Source organism: Candidatus Profftia tarda (assembly GCF_904848675.1).
GTDB lineage: Bacteria > Pseudomonadota > Gammaproteobacteria > Enterobacterales > Enterobacteriaceae > Profftia > Profftia tarda.
In genome coordinates this window covers 909,275-932,795 of record NZ_LR890047.1, presented here as the reverse complement: position 1 = coordinate 932,795, position 23,521 = coordinate 909,275, and the positions used below count along the sequence as shown (strand labels likewise).

12 protein-coding genes are annotated in these 23,521 nt (G+C 32.4%); 4 read left to right on the top strand and 8 right to left on the bottom strand.

The window, feature by feature from the left end; all coding sequences use genetic code 11:
• Positions 1-26 precede the first annotated feature (26 nt).
• Entirely contained in the window at positions 27-1,811 is a 1,785-nt protein-coding gene (gene aspS / locus KTT71_RS02605; protein WP_216782308.1) for an aspartate--tRNA ligase, read from the top strand.
• A gap of 478 nt (positions 1,812-2,289) precedes the next feature.
• Positions 2,290-3,033 (top strand): YebC/PmpR family DNA-binding transcriptional regulator, encoded by a 744-nt coding sequence (locus tag KTT71_RS02600; protein WP_216782759.1) that lies wholly within the window; start codon positions 2,290-2,292, stop codon positions 3,031-3,033.
• 584 nt (positions 3,034-3,617) lie between these two features.
• On the opposite strand, the gene KTT71_RS02595 is transcribed toward KTT71_RS02600, so the two are convergent.
• The 3 genes from KTT71_RS02595 to ppk1 form a co-directional block, all read right to left on the bottom strand.
• Complete coding sequence (locus KTT71_RS02595) at positions 3,618-4,478, bottom strand: N-acetylmuramoyl-L-alanine amidase (protein WP_216782307.1); 861 nt, start codon at positions 4,476-4,478, stop codon at positions 3,618-3,620.
• 1,253 nt (positions 4,479-5,731) lie between these two features.
• Positions 5,732-7,252: an exopolyphosphatase gene (gene ppx, locus KTT71_RS02590; protein WP_216782306.1), complete on the bottom strand. Its 1,521-nt coding sequence runs from the start codon at positions 7,250-7,252 to the stop codon at positions 5,732-5,734.
• 23 nt (positions 7,253-7,275) lie between these two features.
• Entirely contained in the window at positions 7,276-9,342 is a 2,067-nt protein-coding gene (gene ppk1 / locus KTT71_RS02585; protein ID WP_216782305.1) for a polyphosphate kinase 1, read from the bottom strand.
• Between the two features lie 570 nt (positions 9,343-9,912).
• On the opposite strand from ppk1, the gene argS reads away from it, so the two are divergent.
• Positions 9,913-11,643 carry an arginine--tRNA ligase gene (gene argS / locus KTT71_RS02580; RefSeq protein ID WP_216782304.1) on the top strand — a complete coding sequence of 577 codons (1,731 nt, stop codon included), beginning with the start codon at positions 9,913-9,915 and terminating at the stop codon, positions 11,641-11,643.
• A 1,877-nt stretch (positions 11,644-13,520) separates the two neighbouring features.
• A complete protein-coding gene (gene ettA / locus KTT71_RS02575; RefSeq protein WP_216782303.1) occupies positions 13,521-15,185 on the top strand; it encodes an energy-dependent translational throttle protein EttA in 1,665 nt (554 codons plus the stop codon).
• 919 nt (positions 15,186-16,104) lie between these two features.
• Here ettA and tsaB read toward each other — a convergent pair.
• The 5 genes from tsaB to KTT71_RS03485 all read right to left on the bottom strand — a co-directional run bounded on the left by tsaB (position 16,105) and on the right by KTT71_RS03485 (position 23,274).
• Complete coding sequence (gene tsaB, locus KTT71_RS02570) at positions 16,105-16,800, bottom strand: tRNA (adenosine(37)-N6)-threonylcarbamoyltransferase complex dimerization subunit type 1 TsaB (protein WP_216782302.1); 696 nt, start codon at positions 16,798-16,800, stop codon at positions 16,105-16,107.
• 3,218 nt (positions 16,801-20,018) lie between these two features.
• A complete protein-coding gene (gene pcnB / locus KTT71_RS02565; protein WP_246543824.1) occupies positions 20,019-21,281 on the bottom strand; it encodes a polynucleotide adenylyltransferase PcnB in 1,263 nt (420 codons plus the stop codon).
• Positions 21,282-22,020: 739 nt separating this feature from the next.
• Complete coding sequence (dksA, locus tag KTT71_RS02560; RefSeq protein ID WP_216782301.1) at positions 22,021-22,476, bottom strand: RNA polymerase-binding protein DksA; 456 nt, start codon at positions 22,474-22,476, stop codon at positions 22,021-22,023.
• A 219-nt stretch (positions 22,477-22,695) separates the two neighbouring features.
• Positions 22,696-23,037, bottom strand: coding sequence for a DNA/RNA nuclease SfsA (locus KTT71_RS03490; protein ID WP_420885574.1), 342 nt, complete (start codon positions 23,035-23,037; stop codon positions 22,696-22,698).
• 60 nt (positions 23,038-23,097) lie between these two features.
• Complete coding sequence (locus KTT71_RS03485) at positions 23,098-23,274, bottom strand: hypothetical protein (protein WP_420885573.1); 177 nt, start codon at positions 23,272-23,274, stop codon at positions 23,098-23,100.
• Positions 23,275-23,521 lie beyond the last annotated feature (247 nt).

Genomic DNA, 23,521 nt, shown 5'->3' with positions numbered 1-23,521 from the left:
AAAAATGAAATATAGGGGATCTTGGTATGCGTACTCATTATTGTGGGCAGTTAAATTTATCCCATGAGGGTCAAGAGGTCGTACTTTGCGGTTGGGTGCATCGCAGACGTTATCTTGGTGGTTTAATTTTTATCGATCTGCGTGATCGTGAAGGAATAGTGCAGATATTATTTGATCCAAATTCTCAGGAACTCTTCCAGAAGGCTTCAGAGCTGCGTAACGAATTTTGTGTGCAAATTAAGTGTATCATCAATGCTCGTCCAAATACTCAAAAAAATAAACAAATGTCTACCGGTGTAGTAGAAGGCCTCGGTAACGAGCTCATTATTATTAATCGCTCTGATCCTTTGCCAATAGATTGTGCCCAGATTAACAGCGAAGAAAATCGTCTAAAATATCGTTATCTTGACCTGCGTCGTCCAGAGATTGCCACACGTCTCAGAGTACGCGCTCGTATTACTTCATTTATTCGTTGTTTTATGGAAAGGAATGGCTTTCTAGATATTGAGACTCCGTTGCTAACTAAGGCAACACCGGAAGGTGCGCGGGATTATCTAGTTCCAAGCCGTGTACATAAAGGTAAGTTTTATGCATTGCCGCAATCCCCACAGCTATTTAAACAGTTGCTTATGATATCCGGTTTTGATCGTTATTATCAGATTGTTAAATGTTTTCGAGATGAAGACTTGCGTGCTGATCGTCAGCCTGAGTTTACTCAGATCGATATGGAAACTTCTTTTATGAGCGCAGAACAAGTTCGTCAACTAATGGAAGAACTAATATGTTCCCTATGGCATGAAATACAAGGTGTGAAACTAGGAAAGTTTCCAGTTATCACGTTTGCTGAAGCTATGCGATATTATGGATCTGACAAGCCTGACTTACGCAATCCCTTAGAACTTGTAGATGTTGCAGATCTACTTAAAAAATTAGATTGTAATTTTTTATCAATCCCAGCAAATGATTTGAAAAGTCGCGTAATTGCAATGCGATTAAGTGGCCAAAAGAGTATAAATCGCAATATGATGGATAAATATACCCAGTTTGTTAAAACCTTTGGTGCTAAAGGACTATCATGGATTAAGGTTAACGATTGCTTAGCAGGCATAAGAGGAGTTCAGGGTTCAATATGTAAATTTCTCAATGCTGAGGTATTAGACTTGATTCTGAAGCGCACTAGTACACAAAACGGAGATATCCTTTGTTTTTGCGCAGATACTTACAAGATTGCTACAGATGCTATGGGCTCACTCCGCATGAAAGTAGGACATGATCTGAAATTAATTAATGAAAATAGCTGGGCACCTTTATGGGTAATCAATTTCCCAGCATTTGAAGAGGATACAGGAGGAAGATTAGTAGCAATGCACCATCCATTTACAGAACCACTGAATTTATCTGCAGCTGATCTGAAAGAAAATCCGGCTTGCGCAATTGCTAATGCATATGACATGGTTATAAACGGCCATGAAGTAGGCGGTGGTTCTGTTCGTATACATAACAGAGAAATGCAAGAAACTGTATTCACTATTCTTGGAATTCCAAAGCATGAACAACTTGATAAGTTTGGCTTCCTGCTCGATGCGTTAAAATATGGTACACCACCACATGCAGGTATAGCATTTGGTTTAGATCGTTTAGCTATGTTGTTGACTGGCGCAGTTAACATACGTGATGTTATAGCTTTTCCTAAAACAACAGCTGCTGCTGATCTTTTGACAGATGCACCCAGTTCTGTGAATACCAAATCACTTCAAAACCTCAATATCTATTTACTCAATACACAAAAAGATGATGAGACTAAATTTTAGTACATATAAAATATTAATTTATTTTATAAATCTGTCCATGCAATTTTGAATTACCTCTCATTCAGATACAGCATAAAATAATATTTATTTATAACAGTGACATATATTAGTAATCTAAAATATTTAGAATCTCCTCTGTATTTTCGTTAAGTATAAGTTAAATTACGCATGATGATGACATACAATCATTTATGGGTGGTTTAGATGTATTACATTCTGTAGTATATTCGTTTATAGCGATGTATTGCTATTAATGCTGCTTCTGTGTTTGATGGATTTATTATAGAATAAATATTCTAAAATAATCTACGATGATCAAGAAGTTATATAGCAACGATCAGATGATTAAAAATACTGTTATTCATGCACTTCTGTCTAAAGAATGTATTATAGACATGTTCTGTCAACGACATTCCTAATATTGAATCATCAATAAAATGTAATGTTAAAAATTCTTACTCTTATACGGGAGAAGCATATGGCAGGTCATAGTAAATGGGCAAATACTAAACATCGTAAAGCAGAACAAAATTATAAAAGAGATAAAATTTTCACTAAAATTATTCGAGAATTAGTTACTGCTGCTAGATTAGGCGGTGGCGATTCCTCTGCCAACCCACGTCTACGATCCGCTATCGATAGAGGACTATTCTATAACATGACTCGCGATACCTTAAAGCGCGCAATAACACGCGGAATCGGTAGTAATAATGATATTAATATGGAAACCATCATTTATGAAGGATATTCCCCCGGTGGTGCTGCTGTAATGGTTGAATGCCTCAGTAATAATCGTAATCGCACTGCAGCTACCGTGCGTCATGCCTTTACTAAAATAGGGGGCAATCTAGGAGCTGAGGGTTCCGTATCTTATTTATTTAATAAAAAAGGAGTAATTTCCTACGCACCTGCTCTAGATGAAGATACTATGATTTATGCGGCGCTAGAGGCAGGAGCTGATGATGTAGTAGCTTATGATGACGGTGCTATCGATGTATTTACCCAATGGGAAAGATGCAGTGTAGTCAAAAATGCATTATATTCGAAAAGTCTAGTAGCTGAATGCTCAGAAGTTTTAATGATCCCTAGCATAATGGCAAACATGGATTTAGAAGATATATCTCAATTAACCCATCTAATTGATATTTTAGAAGACTGCGATGATGTTCAGGCAGTCTATCATAATTGTGAATTATCTATCAAGGTTAGGGCTGATGCGTGATATAACATAATAGTATTCATAAGCACTATAAATATTTTGTAGAATACAAAATAATTTTTATTAAATATATTATATATGATAACCTACTTATTTATATATTATGCTGAGATTTATCTACTTCTCCAAATGTTTTATATTCTCTTGCGAATTAGATCATTGAGTATTTTACTATATCTTATTAATTTAGCAATTAATTATGGTAAATACATAACACATAAAATCCTGTAAAATAGTTTATGCAGACCTATAAGTTTAAATGTAACTCTACCCTTCTAGTCTATGAAAAATAGTAGTATATACAAGGGTATATTATATATTAATGATAATGCATTGCAGTTTTATGTATCATGTATGACATCATATGTCTTTATTATATTGACTTATCTTGTAAATATTTTACTTAAATCTATATTTAAGGTCTGCCCTTAACTTGATTACCTTTACTCTTTACTTAACTCTGGTCTCATTGTTTTATGAGACCAGAGTTAAGTAAAGAGTAAAGGATCTCCTTTGTAGAGATAACAGCTATGATTTTTTCTTACGCAATTCCTAAGATAATATAAACTTTTATAAATTATTGATTATTAGGGATTACTTCCGTACTTTTCTAAGAGAGCATCTGCTATCGCTTCTGTCTCAGCATCAGGTAATCCGCGGAAGTCTGCAGGTCTAAAATGCATTTGGAATGCTGCTATTATGCTGTGAGATTCTATATCGTTAGTTCTGTTTGCTTCAATGCTGTATCCGTACGCTACAAGTTTGTTTTGTAGCTTTAGAAGATCTACTGGTTCATCTTTAGCTCGCATAGCTAGATACTTATGCACTGTGGCCTGATCTGGCCATGCGCCAATACCATGTTCATAAAGTTTTTTCCATGGAAATAATGGTCCTGGATCAAGTTTTCTGTGCGGTGCTATATCCATATGTCCTACAACATTTTGTGGTAGTATTGAATATCTTCTTACTATATCTTCACTTAATGCAATGACCAACTCTGTTTGCTGCGCATTATATGGTGACCAAATTCGTCCTAGTATATTTTCTTGGTAGCCTTTATTTTCGATCTCGATCCCAATGGAAGTATCGTTCAAATTAGTGCGCCCGCGCCATGCGCTGGCTCCGGCGTGCCACGCCCGCTGATATTCCGGTACTAACTGCCAGACAACATATTTACCATCTTTTTGTGGTGGATCTGCAGGCACTAAATAGTGCGCGCTTACGTTCTCATCTGTTAAAGTCTTAAGTGCCGAATTAAAGTCTTCAGCTGTATAATGAAAAAACAAGAAGCGAATTCTTTCATCACTCCCCTGTGCTCGATAGTGATTTTCCACCATATATGTGCCACGATCGATGAAATAATTTTTTCTTTGTGTATTACTCTGACATCCCACCAATAACATCGTGAATAATGCCCCTATAGCAGCGAACCTAACTAGTTTTTGCATATCTTAAATTTCCGAGATTTAATATTTAAAAAGATGATCTCATGATCAATACCAGATAAATATAATCCGGTGTTATTAATCAGTGCCTTTAACTGCCAGCATTCTTTAATAGAGGATGCATATGTCGTAGTTTATTTTATCAGTATCATTTGCTTGAATATTTTAGTTCAATTAGCGAATATTGTAAGGACTTTTCTATAAACAATTAAATCTATTATTTCTAGATATTGTTTATTTGATTAGAATGATTTCCCTGATTTACTAAGTACCTCAGTAATTAGGTAATAAAAAAATTACATTCTGCATTAGATGAAATGCAGGTTTACTGAACTATTTTAGCCTATTTAATAGATATTCAATATAATATTCATCAGAATATTTATGAGAACCTTGTTAGTCTATACCAAAAGATAATCACGGAGTTTTTTAGAACTATCTTCTCTATATATATGTGATATATAATGCATTGAATCATTTTTCCTACTGACTGAAAGATTCCTGATATATATGAAGAACAATAAATAATTTTATATTTCATATGAATCGATAATCAGAATACAAGATAGTTAAAGTTATATAAATTAATCTGGAGATTTTATAATGAATAATATTACTTTTAAAACTAACAAGCATAATCTATGTATAAGATATTTTGTAGTTTAGTAAGAGAGTAAGATAAGGGTGCTGGATGTGCTTAAGTTTTAATATAAAACATAATTTATTATTCTAATGCTAGATTAGCAACATGTTATGTTTAACGATATTTTGATTTAAATAATATCTTTAGTAAAGATAAAGATTCTTAATAAGAATTTTGTCATTTTATGCATAACCCCATCTTATGGGATGTAGGTCTCATATAAAATGAATATCTAATAGTACTTGCAGATTCCTAGATGTTTCTAATTATCATGGATATAATAATTCTAATACTTTCTAATATCAATTAGAAAATTATCGTTATACACCTTCTTCTATCTTTTAGTTTTTATTATATGAAATTTATATAATTATCTAAATGATATAGGAATAATCCCGATCTTATATTTAACATGGTTATCTACTTATTGAAGAGGATTAATCGTATGTTTTTACTTATGTAGAATGTTTGTATTATAAAATAATACTATAGAGCTTTTATAAGCTATGTACTTCTATTCATTAAATTATACTATAATTAAAGATTATTTTTAAAGCAATAATGTCTACATTTTATTTATGGATTAGAAAAAATAATTTGGATATTTGATCTCTTATTGTTCTTCAATTAATAAGCGCCTACCTTCTGCATCCTTCCAATATAACTGTTCTTTCCCTACATCTAATCGCACAAGCTGATTTTCTTGGAGATATCCTTTTGGGAAACGCAGTATCCAATTAAAATCATCAGTCTCTAACTCTAGAGATGCTGGCTTGGTAGTAGACTGACGCTGATTATTTAGCATTGTGGCAAGACGTAAAATCTGAATTAGTGGAATATACTGTTTCTTTTTAAAAAGGGCTAAACTTGGTAGTTCATCTATTTTTATACTCTTCCGGTGAAAACGCACTAAAGTTGCTAATAGTAATTGCTGTTCTTGATTAAAGCCTGGCATGTTTGTGTTCTGCAAGATATAAGCAGAATGGCGATGCATGCCGTTTTGGTTAATACTAAGACCGACTTCGTGGAGCATTGCCGCCCACTCTAGAAGCCCTTCTAACTGTGGGTGTACCAGTTTATTATTTTGAATCATCCATTGTGGATACAGTTGTTGCACCGTACTTAGAACGCGCTGAGCCTGCTCTAGGTCTATATTATAATGTTCTGATAAGCTGAGCGCGGTACGACTCCTAACATTCTGATGGTGGAAACGACCCTCCATTTCATATAGCACCCCTTCGCGTAGAGCGCCACCCGATAAGCGTAACTCTTTAATCGCTAATGCGTCAAATACTCCACATAGAATTGAAAGGCCCGGTACAAATAATCTGCATCGATCTTCTGATACTCCCGGCAGATTGAGCTCACTAAATCTTTTGTATTTTAGTACTTCCTTGCACAATAGCTCTAAACGCCCTGATGTAATCATACCATCTTTTTTACCCATTGCAATCAGGGCTTCATGAATAGATTTTATAGACCCAGAGGCGCCGAGCGCTTCCTGCCATCCTTGAATACGATATTTCCATGCCATATTTTCTAATATCTGTGCTGCTGCTACGCGCGCGTTCTGGAAGTTTTTTTTATTGATATTACCACAAGGGAAAAACTGTTGTGCAAAGCTGATACATCCCATCTGGCGGCTTTCTAAAAGTAGCGGGCAGAAATCTGTACCAAGAATAATTTCCGTAGATCCTCCACCAATATCTATTACTAACTTTTGTCCTTCTGCTGGCTGTGTATGTGCTACGCCCATAAAAATTAGACGAGCTTCTTCTTGTCCAGAGATAATTTTAATAGGATAAGGTATAACCTTTGCTGCTCTCTTGAGAAAGTCTGTTGCATTTTCTGCTTGACGCAGCGCATGTGTTCCAACGATACAGACGTTTTCTTCAGTAAATCCTTGTAAGCGCTTAGCAAATAATGCCAGACAAGAGATACCACGCTCCATGGCTGCTTGGGTAAGATTATTTTTGCTATCAAGACCATCGGCCAGATGTACTCTTTTTTTTAATCGTCCTAGGACTTGAAGGGCGCCATTAACTATACGGGCAATTACCATATGAAAACTGTTAGAACCTAAATCTATAGCAGCTATTTCTTGCGGTTTATTATTAGGATTAGTAAGCAACATAAAAGTCCTATAATGCTAAATGGTTATTTTTGACTAGGTTGTTCAAGAGCTTTTAGGTAATCATAAATAGCTAATTGAGAACGAATCTTGCGTCTATTGCCACGCGGCACATAGCGGTTGCTCAGTTCTTTATCAAGAAAACGGGCTTTAACAGTATCATTAAATTGTAGCTCTAGTAGATCTAATACACATTTCCTTAAAGTTGGATCTAGTAAGGAGACAGCGACCTCAATGCGATAATCGATATTTCGCGTCATCCAGTCAGCAGACGATAGATATACCAGCGGGTCTCCATGATTTTTAAAAACATACACACGAGCGTGCTCCAAAAAGCGATCTACTATGCTTATTGCCTGAATGTTTTCGCTAATACCAATAGCATTTGGGATAAGAGAACACATACCTCGGACAAGTAATCTAATCTTTACTCCAGCTGAAGAAGCTGTATATAAACGAGAGATTAGACCTTTATCAACCAAGTTATTTATTTTTAGTGTAATACCAGAGCTAATCCCGGATTGTGCGCTAGCAATTTCTTGATCAATAAGTTGATAAAGTACACGACGTGAATTTTGTGGAGATACCATTAGATGTTCAAAACTGACGGAACGGTATGGATTCTCTATAAAATTAAATACGCGTCGCACTTCATTAGTGATGCGTGCATCCGCAGTTAATAACGAATAGTCAGTGTAAAGTTGTGCAGTTTTTTCGTTAAAGTTGCCCGTGCCTACATGTGCGTAACGAACTATATGGTTTTTTTCTTTGCGTGAAATTAAGAATAACTTGGCATGAATCTTTAGGCCTGGGGCTGAAAAAATAACTTGTACACCAGCTTCAGTTAAACGCTTTGCCCAGTGTATATTTGCTTCTTCGTCAAAACGTGCCTGTAATTCTACAACCACGGTAACTTTTTTGCCGTTATGTGCTGCGTGTATAATAGATTCTATAATGCGAGAATCCTTAGCAACACGATAAATATTAATTTTTATCGCAAGCACACTAGGATCAAACGAGGCCTGATGCAACAATTCCAATACGTGCTCAAACGTGTGGTATGGATAGTATAGTAAAACATCGTGGTCGCGAATGGTATCAAATCCGTTACGGAATTTATCGAACCAGATATGCCTCAGACGTGGTAGGGGCTTATTGACCAAATGAACTTTGCCGACATTCGGAAATTTTATAAAATCTTTGAAATTATGGTAACGACTACCAGCAATCACGGAGTCGTAAGAGGAAATACCTAATTTATATCGCAGCAGATCTACTAGCTCATCAGGCATGTCCCTCTGATAGACAAACCTGACCGGTTCTGCAGTGAGTCGCTGTTTTAGGCTCGAAGACATAAGCTCCATCAAACTAGATTCCATTTCCGTAATTAAATCATATTCGGCGTCACGTGTCATTTTCATTGAGTAAGCATTAAGTGCATCATAATCGAAGAATCCTTTGAAAATATCATCTAGACAGTAGCGCAGAATATTATCCACTAGAATTATTGGCTTGCGTCGGCGAGGTGTTTCCGGTGGTAGAATGATAAATTGTTCTACTTTGTCGGATGGAATCTCAAGCAGGGCGTATATGATTTCTGAACCAGAAATAATCTCTACAGTCAGATAAGCATAATCGTCTTTTAAAAAAGATACTAAATTGGTTTCATCATTTATTATGATCGGTGTAATATGCTGGCGCAAATGATCATTAAAATATTGACGGAGCCATCCTTTTTGGTTTTTAGAGAGCTGGTGCTCGTTAATTAAAAAAATTTTATTGCGTGCCATTTCTAATAATAGATTGTTATACAAACAGTCAAAATCTTGATCGTTCTTTAAAACCTTGGCCTGAATTTTTTTAAGTAAGTTACTCGAGGAATCGGTAGCACCTTGTGATTCTCTTATAAGAATACTGCGTTTTAGATCGGCAAAACGAACCTTGTAGAATTCATCTAAATTTCTTGAGTAAATTCCTAGAAAACGCATGCGCTCTATAAGAGGATTTTTCTTGTCTGCTGCCTCCTGTAAAACACGTTCATTAAAGGATAACCAGCTGAGTTCTTTATCGATATAGAGTTTTTTTTGGCTCATTTCTGCTCCAATATTAGATAGTGATCATATAAGCGAAATATACATTCTCCTTATTATAGAGGTACTCTGGCCTTGAAATACAGTTAACTAAGATAGTCAATTCTATTTTAACAGCTACTAATAATTTTTAGGACTATATTCTGCTTTGCTCGTTTTTCCTGAAAAAATATTTTTTTAAAATTTCATAAACTATAGATTAATAGATTTTTCAATTTTTACTTTTATCATTTTTTCTCTTTTGGTTGCATTGAACTAGAGATATAAAACTAAATTAAGAATTAATGCCCTATTTGGGTGATTTCAGCCATTGTCTTACCATATAAATTGATTCTAATTATTTTCAGTGAAAATAGATTGTCTAAACATCTATTAAAAATAATATCCTAATGTACAATGTATTTTAAAGAATCTTGCTATATTAATATCTATCTCTCAAGAGATGTGCGTATATTCATGCCGTTAGTTTAGATATTTAGCTTATATATTATACTAGTGCTTCATACACTGTTTAATAGTTTAAATATAACATCGATGATTGCATAGTATACCTTTAAAATTTAAGGTAAATATTTGAATATTAAAGAAATTATCTCAGTTAAAGTAATTCAGGCACTGGAGGATGCGGGCGCTCCTGCACACAGTAATCCTCTTGTCTCTCAAACTATGAAGAAACAATTCGGGGACTATCAGGTTAATGGAATAATAGGTGTTGCTAATAAATTGGGTATTGCGTCACGACAACTAGCACAAAGGGTTTTGAATCATCTTGATTTAAAAGGTATTGCTAGTAAAGTTGAAATCGCAGGTCCAGGTTTTATGAATATCTTCCTTGATTCTGCATGGATAGCAAAACAGGTTAAAATTTCTCTTGAGGATGACCGTCTGGGTATTTCTCCTGTAAAAATACAAACTATCGTAGTTGACTATTCTTCTCCTAACGTAGCCAAAGAAATGCATATTGGCCATCTGCGTTCTACCATTATGGGCGATGCGTCTGTGCGTACATTAGAATTTTTAGGGCACAAAGTAATACGAGCCAACCATATAGGCGACTGGGGGACGCAGTTTGGTATGCTTATTGCTTATTTCAACAAAAATCAAAATAAACATGTAAATGACATGAATATAGCTGACCTAGAATCTGCCTACCGAGAAGCACATAATCTTTATTACAAAGATCCTGAGTTTGCCGAAAACGCGCGCGCATATGTTGTAAAACTTCAAGGCGGATGTAAAGTTTGCAAAAATATTTGGCAAAAAATAGTAGACATTACTATGTTGCACAATCAGAAGAGCTATAATCGCCTGAAAGTGACTTTGACTAAAGATGATGTCATGGGAGAAAGTATGTATCATACTATGATCCCAGAAATAGTAGCCGACCTCAAAGATAAAGGTCTAGCAATTGAGAGTGAAGGTGCAATAGTAGTCTTCTTAGAAGACTACAAGAATAAACACAATAAACCTATGGGAATTATCATCCAGAAAAAAGATAGCGGGTACTTGTATGCTACAAGTGATATTGCCTGCGCTAAATATCGCTATGAAACTCTTGGCGCTAATAGAATTTTGTATTATATTGATTCCCGTCAGCATCAGCATTTGATGCAAACTTGGTCTATTGTGCGTAAAGCAGGCTATGTCCCTGATTCTGTTAGCCTTGAACACCATATGTTCGGCATGATGTTAGGTAAAGACGGTAAACCATTCAAAACTCGTGCTGGAAGTAATATTAAATTATCTGACCTTCTGGATGAAGCAGTTAATCGTGCAAGTAAATTAATAGCTAAAAAGAACAAAAATTTAAGCTACGAAGAATTAGAACACGCGGCTGAAGTAGTGGGTATTGGCGCGATTAAATATGCTGATTTATCTAAAAGTCGCACGACTGATTATATATTTGACTGGGATAAGATGCTATCTTTTGACGGTAATACTGCACCATATATTCAATATGCTTATACTCGTATATCATCAATATTTAAACGCATTCCTTTTGATTCATCTACTTTGACCGGCGACATTATTCTTACTGAAGAATGTGAAAAATCTCTCGCTATTAGTTTAATTCAGTTTGAAGAAATCATTACACAAGTAGCTAGAGAAGGTACAGCTCATATAATGTGCAGTTATTTATACAATTTAGCTGGTATGTTCTCTAGTTTTTATGAACACTGCCCTATTTTAAAAGCGACAAGTGAATCACAGCGAAAGAGTCGTTTAGAGCTAGCTGCGCTGACTGCGAGAACACTAAAAATAGGTTTAGGTACACTTGGTATTGAAACTGTAGAGCGTATGTAATCCTATATTTTTATTTGGATTACCTAATCTTTTGGTCGTAATACCTATTAAGCAGGGTTATGATAATAACAAAAATAATTTTAATCTTCTATTTATTTGCTATATTTTCATCAGAAAAAGAGAGTTAACTTTTGAATAAATAATAAAAACATAAGATATCATTATGAAATTCACAGACTGATGCAACTATATTTATTAGTTGATAAAAGAGAGTTGTATACTCATATATTAGAAATATTCTAAAAAATTATCTATATCATCTTTCAGTAATCCTATTTACTGCTAACCTAATAATTAGATAGAAAATACTATATTATGATATTATTATCTTTCTCTATTTTAGTCAGATTGTGCTATTAATAGCAACTCATCATAATACAAATGGACTAGAGTCGTGTATTTTTATAAAAAGAACTGTTAACAGAACAAGTAATAGTATTTTTAAATAGCTATCTTTTATAGATATTTTTATTTCTGCAAATAATCTAACTCTTGTTGAGTATTAACAATCAATAGTTAATGAATTATAATTAAAAAACTTTTTCTATATTTCTAATGAAATATTATTATTGAATACAATTAAATTATATCAAAATTCATGTCCATAATTTCTCTTGGTCATGCAATATATTATATATCCTGCATCTAGATCAGCTTGATATCGAAAGGATGTTTATCCTTATATAATCTTAACACTTGAAAGACATATAATTACAGAAAATGGTAGTTATTAGATAAAAGTTATACGTAGCACCCTTTTGTATTGAAAAGCAGTAACTTAAGATAGCCTAGGTTTTAAACTTCTGTAATATCAATCATATTTATGAGTGGCAGAGTTATCTGTTTATGTTTTAGCTTGGACGTACGTTTTCTTGTGAAATTTTATTGGTTAGATTGTACTGCTAATATTTTTATCTGTGATCTTAAATTTGCTATATGTATTTATCATAAATATTATTTATAAATTATTATTTATTAGTTTTCATGCATCTGTTATCTTATTATTTAGAATTATCACTCGGGAGTTAACATTCATACATTTAGCATACTTTAGATAAATCTTAAATATCATTTTTATTCAGGGATGATGCTGATATATTTTCTTCTCTGAGGTCATATGAGGTTGTATTTTATATTTTTAAAATTCAACTTATTCTTAAGTTAGCTTAATATTTAGCCTCTTATCTGCTGGTTAGGAATTGGATTGGCCTAATAATATCCATCAATTTCGCAATCGAGCAAATTCACTGTCCAGAATTTTCTAACGATAAACTATTTATGTTTGTTTTATAGTTGCAATCTTGTCAAGCATTGATAACGCACCTGAGCTAAGATATTTTATTTATCTTATTAAAGATTATAGTTTCAGTGAGTGACTAAAACTAATCTTACTCATTTCTAATTATATCTTAAGGCAGTATATCTGTTATTGCTAGACTCTTATCTAAGAGATAAATGTATAACAAATACTCAGTTATATAATTAATGTTTTGGAGAATTATTATAATTTTGCAATCAAGTATTACATCGTTTTATGCAATTTCTATATAAATATTTATTAAATAATTTCAAGAAAATAAAGCAAATATTTCTATTGTTTAGATGAGTAATTACTAATTATCAGATTTATATTTTTCTCTAAATAAGAACCTAAAATTAAGATCAGTAATAATCTTTATCTTATAATTTTATATTGTAATAGTGCATCTAGAAATAATTTTAAAGTAAAGACAACAGGTTACAGTAGTATCACATTTCTTTTAAAATATTTTATCTTGCAATGTAGATATCATATTACTTTAACTCTTATCTTCTGCTTTAGTATGTTATCAAGCATAGAAAATATATGTTCTATTAATAAAGGGGTATATAAGACCGTGGCTCAATACATTTATACTATGCATGGCGTTAGCAAGATAATTTCTCCGAAGCGTTATATTCTAAAAGATATTTCCCTTAGTTTTTTACCGGGGGCCAAAATTGGTGTTTTGGGTTTAAATGGAGCAGGTAAATCTACCTTACTGCGCATTATTGCTGGAATTGATACTGAAATAGAAGGTACAGCAAGTCCTAAGTCGGGGATCAAGATTGGTTATTTATCACAGGAACCAAGGTTTAATTTAACAAAAACAGTACGTGAAGTTGTAGAAGAAGGAGTCGTTAAGGTGAAAAATGCCCTTACTCGTCTCAATCAAGTTTATAGGCTTTATGGGGATTCTGGTGCTGACTTTGATGAACTAGCAAAAGAGCAAAATGAGCTAGAATCTCTAATTCAGTTATACGATGGACATAATCTAGATAATCAGCTAGAGCGTGCCGCTGATGCTCTGCGTCTTCCATCATGGAATTTTCAGATTGCTAACCTTTCCGGCGGTGAGCGTCGTAGGGTAGCTATTTGTCGTTTGTTATTAGAAAAACCAGATATGTTGCTTCTTGACGAACCAACTAATCATTTAGATGCTAATTCTGTGTCATGGTTAGAAAGATTTCTGCAAGATTATGCAGGAACGGTTGTAGCAGTTACACATGACCGCTACTTCCTTGATAATGTTGCTTCGTGGATACTCGAACTTGATCGCGGTCAAGGACTTCCATGGGAAGGTAACTACTCTTCTTGGATAGAGCATAAAAATAAGCGTTTATCAGAAGAATCTTCGGGTGAGATCGCTCGTCGAAAATCTATTAAGAAAGAGCTAGAGTGGATTCGCCAGGGAGCAAAAGGCCGTCAATCTAAAGGTAAAGCACGCCTTGCTGATTTTGACAAGCTGAATGACATTGAATACCAAAAGCGTAATGAAACTAACGAACTATTCATTCCATTATCCTCTCGCTTGGGGGATAAAGTTTTAGAATTACGAAATATATCAAAATCTTATGGCGATCATTTGCTAATTGAAGATTTATCATTCTCTCTTCCTAGAGGAGCGATTGTTGGTATTATTGGTCCTAACGGTGCTGGAAAATCTACTTTATTACGCATGATTTCCGGTGCAGAGCAGCCAGATTCAGGAAGTATTCAGCTCGGCGAAACTGTTATTCTAGCATCTATTGATCAGTTTCGTGATAAAATGGATAATAAGAAAACTGTGTGGGAAGAAATTTCTAACTCCCAGGATATAATGCATATCGGTAATTTAGAAATTCCAAGCCGTGCGTATGTTGGGCGGTTTAACTTTAAGGGTATAGATCAAGGTAAGTATGTAGGTGAGTTATCTGGTGGTGAGCGTGGCCGCTTGCATTTAGCCAAAATATTACAAGTTGGGGGTAATCTCTTGCTACTCGATGAACCAACTAACGATTTAGACCTAGAAACTCTTCGCGCACTAGAAAATGCCCTTCTGGAATTCGCAGGTTGTGCTATGATCATTTCCCATGATCGTTGGTTTCTTGATCGAATTGCAACCCATATTCTCGATTATCAAGATATGGGTAAGGTTGAATTTTTTGAAGGAAACTTTAATGAATACGTAGAGTATAAGAAACGTGCTCTAGGAGCAGGATCTTTAGAACCACACCGCATAAAATACAGAAAGATGGTTTAATTATGTGTTGGTGAGACTTAAAATATATATACGGGAAATAAGATAGCATAATCGTTATTACTTATTAAAAAATTATCTATAAGGAACTTACATAGTCTTTCGAGATAAATTTTAATTTACATATTTACAGCATTATTTATTTATATCTCATAATCATTGATTTTTTCAAGGTAAACGCATATTCATAATATCTCTTATTGTACTGCAATATGTATTACTAGATTTTAAGTGCAGTATTTTGCAGAGCAAATTGATAAATAATTTTTAACATTGGCAAGATTAAAATACTGCTAAATATCTAAAATGGTTATTAAGAATCGTGATTTTTCTTAAAAAATGTACTATAACTAGCATCATTTAATGTTAAATAACAGTGTTATTTCCTTTTGTTTGCTAGATTTATGTAATAGTAAATCTTTTATTTATTACAACTAGATGTTGCTGTATTTGATCTAGATATCAGACTATAAAAATAGTACTTGTGCAAGACTGTAATTTTATCTATTGCTTCAAGAACATCTCTTTATAAAATCTCTTTATTATATTTAATTATATTTTTATATAACAATAAGGATAAAATACCTCTACACATTAACATTAGCTTGCTTAGCATGCGAGCTGAATGGTCAATAACTTAAATCTAATAAGTCAATATTTAACTGAGAGTAAAAAATAATACTACCTGTATCACTATTTATGATGAGCAGTTTTAGTTATTTATTAAATATTTTTATTACTATTGCAAATAATTTTAATTTGATAAAGTTGGCATTGCCAACAATTAACATAAAAATCAAAATTCAAATTTATTTAAAATAGATAACAGCCCAGAATAATATTCCTAGAATATTATTCTTTAATTTAAAGCCTAACTATATTGAATATCTTAAAAACTAACATTAGATTTCAATCAACTATACTATTTACGACTAGATTTTTTTTGCCATATTTTTTCATTACGTAAATAGTATGGCTTAGCTTTTTCTACCGCTATAAACTTACCTAAAGAAAAATCCATCAGAGCTAATTGCAACATATCTTCAGCCTGCGGGAAGACAATTTTTTCATCAATTAACTTTATCGGAATCTTTGAAACCATGCTTGGATAGTTAACCCATCCTGTTCCAGCTATCGCCCATTCACCTCTTAACGAAATTATGTGCTTGTTAATACATGCAGGATTAAGCACTATTTCGGTGCTTTCACCTACCCATATCCCATCATTATCACGTTGGTACTGTCCCCAATAAACTTCGCCCATGCGGGCATCAATAGCTGAAAGAACCTTGGTGGCTCCAGTCAAACGAAAAACACCTTGTGCCAAGGTAGCAAGTGTTGAGATGCTAATCATTGGTAAATTCGCACCCATTGCTAATCCTTGTGCAATGCTGATACCAATACGTACTCCAGTAAAACTGCCGGGACCACGAGCAAATATTAAGGCATTAAGTTGATTTAATAAAATACCTGACTCTATTAATACTTGCTGCACCATTGGCAACACAAGCCGTGTGTGTTCACGTGGACAAACTTCAGAAATAGCATGTTTTTTGCCATTATTCCAAATTGCTACAGAGCAGGATTCTGTCGTAGTATCAATAGCTAAAATTCTCATAGATATACCTACCTCACTAAAAATGATTAGTCAATAAAGTCAAGAGAGAGGTTATAGGAAGAATAAGTGTTTTATCATTTAATAATGTTCTATTATATTAATCAATTATATAACTCACAATAAAGAACATTAAATTCACATAATTAGCATTTCTACTAACTCATTAAATAGATAAGTGATCATAAATATTACTGTATCTAAATAAAATATTACAAATATATAAAAGAATTGATTTGATCATATTAAATATGATCTTAGGCATTATACTAAATTAGGAAAGATATCCTAAAATATGAGCTGTTTTAATAGAAATATTAAATATATTTCATTTAATATATTAACTTTATTAAAGTTTTATTATCTTATCTACTCTATGAACAGATCTGCATATACAATCTAATAATTAACGGTACTCCAGAGATACAGTTAATTTAAAATATTGAATCAACTACTTAATAGTACATTCTTATATAGGAATATGCTCTACTGGTTATCAACTATTTAGTTCTTTTCGCAGAAAACTAGATATAACTTGCTATATTATTGTTACAGTTATATCATTCTCTTAACTATTATACCAAGATTATATTACAGTATCATACCACTTCTTTTATTTGGGAAAAGGGATGTACTAATAAGGCTTTTACTGTACTATGTAAGCCTATCATAATACATCATCTTTCTCAGAAAAAATAATATTTTGAAGTTAAGCAAAGACTCAATAATGTTATTTCATGATCTTCTGCGTAATTCATGAACTTAGATTTTAAAAATTTATGATAAACGTATGATGGAATATTAATCATAGGTTTTAGCAAGAAAAATATTTCTTTGAAAGATAACATCTTATTAATATAATTAATCCGTGATAAAAATATATGCATCTATATAATATTTTGCATATGCTTTTGTAAAGATAACTTACGAGATATCACTGGCAATAAGTCGATCTTAATATAGGAAAAAGATGATACAAGATATAGATCTTCTAGTATATCAATGCCAGTTGCTATAAATAAAATTACCGATTATTATCAAGTATCCAAACCATTAAATATAGTTTATTCTTCAAGTATCATAAAACAAAGAAATCATAGTTCTAAGGAAATATCCTGTTAATGACATTAACCATAGTATTAGAGCGAATAGTACAAATATTATGTGATTTAATACCCCAAGAATCTGCCTAAAATTTTTAGATAATAAGTTTAATCTAATTATTTGAAAATAATTGAACAAGTAAGATAGTAAGTAGTTCTGATTTGCATATATTCTAGAGAATACAAGAAGGTATATTATAACACAGAAATAAGTAGTTAGTATATAAGATAATAAATCTTAAGACACTGTTTATAGATTCTATTCGATTGTTAGAACCTCTTAAGTAACTGAATTAAGACTGACTGTTCTTATATTACTTAATTAAGTTTAGTCCATATCTCAGACATTCAAGTTGCTCAATCATGAGGTCATTTGATCAAATGACAGCTGTAGCTATATCTTTATACAAAGCTGGATTAATAAACATTATGGCTTTATTTGATATCTAATCTTATTAAGATATCAAAATGATTCAGTTAAACAAATTATTTATTTATATATTATTAGCTCATCATCTCTTAGTTTGTAAAGTTATATTAAAGAGCATTATTAAAATAATTAGTAATATAGTAATTACGTAACATCCTAAACCTATCGAACTCATTAAAATATTATTTCAGTATAAATAAGAGACTCATCTAAGTTCACAACGATACCTCTTTAGTTTTAAGACTCCTTATCTGTTTACTGCAGAGTAGATGATAGCCCTTCATGTATTCCTAAAAAAGAAAGTATTTGTCCAACGTGTTCTGAATTAGAGTACCGTGAGAATATATCAGATGTATTTTATCTATAGTTTTTCAAATAAGGTATTATGAACTAATATTATGTATCTCTATGATAGAGATTGCTATTTTATTTATTTTATCTTTTTGACCGTGCTAATTTTTAATTAAAATATTATGGATATTACAATATAATCATTTTTAATAATTGCTCTGCAGTTACCGAGAAGATTGTATACATATTTTTGATATGATAAAATACATCTATATTATGACGGTATTCATAAGAGTAGAATATTCTTACAATAATTTTATCCGGTGTATAAAAATAAGACGACTCTGATTATATTAATCAATATATCAATTTATGAGTCTATCAATCAACTTTATCTCGCTGAATCTGATAATTTAAGTAAATAGAAAATCATATAATTTCATCATATTGATAATTATAAATTTTATCGCCTGTTTAGTAATATGAGATAGAAATTTATCGATATCTAAACCATAATTTAGTTTATATAGAACTTGAAATATAAAATATCAATTCAAATTGATATCTAAATAAGCGTGAGAATATTTTATCTGATAACATTAGAAATATTAGGCTATTAGCCTATATTGATATATTAGATAGATATCTATTAAATTATATAAAATACTATTAGGTGCACTATATATGAATTATTTACAATTAATATTGTAATATTAGTAATACGATAAAGTTATGAATACTCGCATACAACTATCTGTAGTATTAAATGAATTTAATATTTAAAATATAATTAATTATTATCTATAATTATTAATATCATGTAATGTATTATAGTTTTTATCTTAGCAAAGATAATATATCTGCTGTAAAAAAGTTTATTAGTTAGATAAATAATATATTGCATAATTAATTATCTATGTTTATTAATTTTAAATTATCATATATATCTATGTTGATAGTGTAGATCTATAAAATATCTTTTAGTTTATATGATTAAGAGAATATAATTAATTTATTTTTTGCAAAATAAATTATAAAGTTCCTGTTGTTAATTTCATCTTTTTCTATCTAATAAAATTTTTATTAATTTTTATAAAAATAATACGTAAACAGAGAAGTGTTTGCGTCACTCAACATGTGTTATATATAATTATGTATGGTATATATTTTATTTGAATTATAAAATTATAGCAATTATCAGGAGTCAAGTCTTTATCTAAGTATATAATTATATTAAGATAATTATATTAAGATAATTAGTACACATCTCTTTGTTAATTACTAGAACTTTTATATTTTACCATTTTACAATGATATATGATGTGTTATTAGCCATTTAACCTGATATATAATAAGTATTATGTATTGCTTGTTTCGGTAATAAACTAAAGAGTATTCTAATGAGTTGCTTTCTTATCACTAACTTTGGTTGCCATTTCTTTTTGACGCGTTAATTTTGCTATCTGAAATTCATCCCACCACTTAGTTAAGTTGTGTAAATCATTGTTATTTTCAACTTGAGCTCTTAGTACGAGCAGGTCAAAACCAGCTCGGAACTTAGGATGTTCCATCAGTTTGTGTGCACGCTTACCTTGACGTTGATGTAGCCATTGCTGTAGTGACCAGATATTATTCACTAAAGTGGTGATACGTTTCGGAATTGCAAGTGTGCGACACTGCTCGTCTAAAATATTATGCATTGCAAGAGCAGACGATTCGTAGTATGTCAAATCGTTTTTATCATTTATTATCTTTGTAAGATCTACTAGAGGGTACCATAGCATCGCCGCAAATAGGAAAGCAGGATTAACTCTTATACCATTTTTTAAGCGATAATCGGTATCTTGTAGTACCTGCTCAATAATGCGTTCTAGAGGGCTGTCTCCGTTATCTGTAAAGTGACGAGCAATTACCGGAAACAGCAGTTGGAATAATTTGTGTTCACACAGTAGCTTATAGGTAGAAAATCCATATCCTGATTGTAGTAGTTTTAAAGACTCTTCAAAAAGTCGAGATGATGGAATTTCATGTAGCAATTCTGCTAAATATGGAATTGGTTTTGCTGTTTTGAGGCAAATGTTCATATTCAGTTTGGCAGCAAATCGTACTGCACGAAGCATACGCACTGGATCCTCCCGGTATCTAGTTTCGGGATCTCCTATCAAGCAAATTCGTCCTTCTTTTAGATCACGCAGACCTCCGGTATAATCACGCACTGTAAAGTCTGAAATTCCGTAATATAAACTATTAATAGTAAAATCGCGACGTTGTGCATCTTCTTCTATATTTCCATATACGTTATCCCACAGCAGCATACCATTTTGTGTTTGAGTAGAAATATTTTTTTCATTATTTCCATGTTCATGGTGACCGCGGAATGTGGCAACTTCTATAATTTCTGAACCAAACATTACGTGGGCTAAGCGGAAACGTCGACCAACGAGACGGCAATTACTAAATATTTTACGGACTTGTTCCGGTGTTGCATTGGTAGTGATATCAAAATCTTTAGGTTTCTTGCCAAGGAGTAAATCGCGCACGCCTCCTCCGACTAAATACGCTTCGTAGCCTAATTTTTTTAGGCGATATAAAACCTTGAGGGCATTTTCACTAATTTTTTGGCGCGAAATATTATGTTGATTGCGTGATATCATCGTCATTAGATCTAAGTCCTCCGTTTGTGCTCTTTCCTCCTCTCGTCTTAAAACCTTACGCTAAAAGTTAATGACTCGGATAAAATATTGCACCTCAATAGTATATTATGACTTATATGTACTGCATGATTCAAAGCAACGTTTTAAAAATTATTAATTTTATGTGATATATAATATCAAGGAAAATATCGGATCATAATAGATTAATAAGCTTATTGTGATCATAGTTATGATGCATGCATCATTTATTTTACCTGAAATTAATCTTTTTGATTTATATTGAACGATTTTATTTAGATTTAGCAATTTTCATAGACAGGAACAGATATATATTATGAGATTACAATAGTAAAACCATCTGAATCATTTGAAATCGAGTAGCGTAAATATAGTTAATCATTTTAGTATGCAATCTTTGTATTTGCAGTGCATTTTGATGTTAATAAAGACTGAGATGCGGGTCTGCTTACTATGTGTATCCTTACAGATACTCGAATTGCTCATCAAAATGAGCAATTTTATACTAGAAAAATCGCAAAAACTATCTGAAAATAGCATAATACCTTAAATAGAGCGATTTATGATATTATGTTTAATATGCAATTAATCTACTATTATGCATGCTCATTATATTTCATTTCAATAATTTATGAAATTTTAGATCCCTTCGTATTACAGTTCTTTAGAACCTATTACAGAAACCTGTAATGGCTGTATTAAGGATTACAAGTTTCTATATATCAATTTAACCAGCCATTTGTTTTTCTCGAATTTCGGCAAGAGTTTTACAGTCGATGCAAAGACTAGCGGTTGGGCGCGCTTCTAATCTCCTGATTCCTATCTCTACACCACAACATTCGCAGAAACCAAAATCTTCCTCTGCCATTCTCTTAAAAGTTTTTTCTATTTTTTTTATTAGTCTACGCTCTCTATCACGGTTGCGTAGAGTTAAACTAAATTCCTCTTCTTGTGCTGCACGGTCAATAGGATCTGGGAAGTTAGAAGCCTCGTCTTGAATACATGACACAGTGCGGTCAACTTCATAAAGTAGCTGACTACGCCATGCTTCAAGAATTAATTTAAAGTGAAGAAGTTGCGCTTTATTCATATACTTTTCACCAGGCTTCTCTTGGTACGGACCCACTCCTGCAATAGTAAGAATACTTAAAGAAGATAGTTTACGGTTTTGCTCTTTTTGCATGTTCTTTCTCCTAGACAACACGCATTAGTGATCTTAAATTTGGGTAAATAAAACGAGATATCAATAGCAGACATTGTTCAGATTGGCAATTTTAGTGATGCATATTTTTAACAATAGTCTTAAATGCTACTATACTGAGAGTAAGTAAATATGCTTTCTTTTAACAGAGGTAAGAAATATCTAATTTAGGAAAATAAAAATTGCATTGGGTATTTAGCTCTATTTTCCCTCATTAATATATGCACTATAGCATATAATCTCTACATCTATAGTATATACTTCCGTTAATAATTCTATGTATCTCTGATCAATATGTTTTGCTGGTCTAACAATTGTAATACCTGTATGTAGTACTACAAAGCATAATACTACTCTTTGTCCGTGCTGAGCTATACATGCTAGTTCTCGAGGATGCTTTTGTCCACGCAATGTTTTTGCATCAGTAAAATAACAACATCCTTTGTCGAATAGTGTAACAGACTTCGCCTCGATATAGCAGTTAGGTTTATTGTTTCCTTCTAATAATAAGTCAATGCGGCTGTTTTCTGCACCGTATCGCATTTCAGTACGTATTATTGTATAATTAAATATCTCTTTAATGTATATCGCTCGGATGGCTTACTATACTAATGTATTTGCCTGCATAGTATTTATACAAACAAGATGCCCTAGTTGGGTTTGACTGAGATTCCAAGAATGTGCATATTTTCTTCTAGGATTATTTGATGTGGAATACCATATTATATCGTTTAGTGTTGCATATCCTGTCATTGCTCCATTTTTAGAAAAATGGATCATTATTTCGCTATTATCAGCCAAGTGAACATTAGCAAGTAAACATTTATTGCTTTTTATTAGTCGATCTGATTGGAGTGGAGGAGAAAAATCATAATTCTTCTAAGTTTCTGATTCTTCTAAGTTTCTGTATTATTAAATTTTAATATTATTTGCAAGCGAAGTATTTTTGTTAGTTAGAGAGTAATAGAGTATAATGAGCTCATATTACATTCATCATTTTTTAAATTTTAAAATTGCATCATAATGA

Coding starts and splice junctions, on each gene's coding strand:
- aspS (WP_216782308.1), top strand. CDS start 27: ATGCGTACTCATTATTGTGGGCAGTTAAATTTATCCCATGAGGGTCAA.
- KTT71_RS02600 (WP_216782759.1), top strand. CDS start 2,290: ATGGCAGGTCATAGTAAATGGGCAAATACTAAACATCGTAAAGCAGAA.
- KTT71_RS02595 (WP_216782307.1), bottom strand. CDS start 4,478: ATGCAAAAACTAGTTAGGTTCGCTGCTATAGGGGCATTATTCACGATG.
- ppx (WP_216782306.1), bottom strand. CDS start 7,252: ATGTTGCTTACTAATCCTAATAATAAACCGCAAGAAATAGCTGCTATA.
- ppk1 (WP_216782305.1), bottom strand. CDS start 9,342: ATGAGCCAAAAAAAACTCTATATCGATAAAGAACTCAGCTGGTTATCC.
- tsaB (WP_216782302.1), bottom strand. CDS start 16,800: ATGAGAATTTTAGCTATTGATACTACGACAGAATCCTGCTCTGTAGCA.
- pcnB (WP_246543824.1), bottom strand. CDS start 21,281: ATGACGATGATATCACGCAATCAACATAATATTTCGCGCCAAAAAATT.
- dksA (WP_216782301.1), bottom strand. CDS start 22,476: ATGCAAAAAGAGCAAAACCGTAAACTATCTTCTTTAAGTATTCTTACT.
- KTT71_RS03490 (WP_420885574.1), bottom strand. CDS start 23,037: ATGCGATACGGTGCAGAAAACAGCCGCATTGACTTATTATTAGAAGGA.
- KTT71_RS03485 (WP_420885573.1), bottom strand. CDS start 23,274: ATGATCCATTTTTCTAAAAATGGAGCAATGACAGGATATGCAACACTA.